This is a genomic window from Clostridium sp. 1001270J_160509_D11, assembly GCF_015667935.1.
In the GTDB taxonomy this organism is placed as follows: Bacteria; Bacillota; Clostridia; order Peptostreptococcales; family Peptostreptococcaceae; genus Intestinibacter.
Genome location: NZ_JADPET010000244.1, coordinates 1 through 1,939, shown reverse-complemented (window position 1 = coordinate 1,939; position 1,939 = coordinate 1). Strand labels below are relative to the sequence as shown.

The 1,939-nt window shown below is 27.3% G+C and carries 2 protein-coding genes; one reads left to right on the top strand and one right to left on the bottom strand.

What is annotated here, in order from left to right; all coding sequences use genetic code 11:
- Window positions 1-137 precede the first annotated feature (137 nt).
- Entirely contained in the window at window positions 138-374 is a 237-nt protein-coding gene (locus I4U58_RS13675; RefSeq protein WP_195931885.1) for a hypothetical protein, read from the top strand.
- A gap of 139 nt (window positions 375-513) precedes the next feature.
- Here I4U58_RS13675 and I4U58_RS13670 read toward each other — a convergent pair whose 3' ends face one another.
- The gene (locus I4U58_RS13670) at window positions 514-1,821 is read right to left on the bottom strand and encodes a hypothetical protein (RefSeq protein WP_195931884.1); all 1,308 of its coding nucleotides are present in this window, start codon (window positions 1,819-1,821) and stop codon (window positions 514-516) included.
- Window positions 1,822-1,939: the final 118 nt, after the last annotated feature.

Here is a 1,939-nt window from a genome sequence, read left to right as displayed (position 1 = left end):
GACAAAATGAAAGAAGCTGTAAGAGTAATCGAAAAATTAGAAAGACAAGAAGCTATGGATGCTGTTAAAGTAGAAGTTAATATTTTTCCAAAATATGTTATTATGATTTTATATTTAATATTTAGGAGGAATTGACAATGGCAGCAGACTACGTCAAAATATTAGACAAATTAGTTAGACTAAACAGGGGAATGAACTTAAAACTTAGAGAGGGGACTACAACACTTGATGTAAATATATACAACAATACACTTTTAACTTTAGATTTAGAATGTGATAATGTAGATAAACACAGCGAATATATTTATAATGAGATAATCGCACTTGAAAATGTGACGATGTATATTCCTAGTGTTTATATTAAAGAAGATTAAAAAGATAAACATATTAATATTTATAATTAATTAAAATACCTAAATGTTAGTTATTTAGTTAATTTTATATTTTTATATACAAAAAATAAAAGCTAGAGTATTATATTTTATACCCTAGCTTTTTATAAAACTTATATTATTAATTCTCATTCCAAGGCACAAGCTGAACCTCGCCATAAGCTCTATCCACTAATCTATTAGAATACTCGCCTCTATATCCAATTATATTTAATATTACAAGCTCCACATATCTCGTCCCAACTTGTATAATATTCCACACATCTTCAACTGTTATAGTAGCTCTATTTCTCTTTCTAGTAGGGTGAACAATTTTATTTCTATAGTATATAAGTAAATCGACTCCATCATCAAATCTATCATTTATATAGCTATCAAATAAAAACAAGTCGTCTTTTCCATAAGGAATGCCGCATACATCTAGCAGTGTTCTTATGTTTTTTGTCGCTAAATTTTCATCAAATTCATCATCTGTCAGCATTTTTTCTTGTTCTACTAAGACTATGTATGATAATGTCTCTAAACATATTTGGATAGAAATAAGATTGTTTTCTAGCGTTAAACCGTCAAATGATTGTAAGTACCAGTCGACAGCTTGTCTTAGCGCTTCGTTATAATAATCGTCTATTAATTTATTATTCATCAAAGTTAAATACTTTTCTATATTGTGATAATTTGAGATTGTGTCCTTCCAATTTGGAATAAATCTATATGGACTTATAAAAGTTTCCCTCCACAATCTATATACGTTTTCCTTATTTTTATATCCAAATGCTGCACATATGTCGACATATCGACCGCACATAAAACTAAATGATATCGATAAATCATCTAATACTTGATTTATTATGTTAGTTTTAAATGGCTTTTTGTCTTTTCTTATAATTCTTCCACTATGTGTTATTATATGTGCATCTCTATCTTTTAATCTTTCGTCTAATTCTTTAGTAAAGTCAAATCTTTTATCTACTATAATTTCAAAATCCCCTGAATTAAATTCCATTCTTCCAGCAAATAACTTATCATTGTATTTGATAAGTTTTCCAAAATATTTATCAAAATTAACGACATCAAAATCTACATAATCGACCTCGGCATTTTTAGATCTTATATGCCCATGATTTATATATCCTTCTATTGTGACATCGTTTAAATAACTGACTGTTACTGAAACAGGTCTATATTGATAAATTTCAAGTTCTGCTGAATCGTAGTCTAACGTGATATCTACATCATAATTTTTGACCGATAATATTTTCCCTTTAAATGTTATTGTCCCCTCTGTAGCCATCTTATACATTACTTTTCCACTGCATTTATACTTTCGATTTAATAAGTATATACAGAATCTACCTTCGTAAATTGGAATATTTTCATCTATGTCGAATTGGAGAAACTTTGAAAATATAGCATTTTCAACTACTTTCATATTTTTCCACCTTTTTCATTTTTATTAAGTTCGTGTTTATACATATTGATTTATATTATATCATATTTGGATATAGTTTAAAAAACCTTTATTATTAATAGTTATAGTTTTTTATAGT

What these genes read in the sequence shown, in the direction of transcription:
- I4U58_RS13670 (WP_195931884.1), bottom strand. Translation starts at nt 1,821, where the DNA reads ATGAAAGTAGTTGAAAATGCTATATTTTCAAAGTTTCTCCAATTCGAC.
- I4U58_RS13675 (WP_195931885.1), top strand. Translation starts at nt 138, where the DNA reads ATGGCAGCAGACTACGTCAAAATATTAGACAAATTAGTTAGACTAAAC.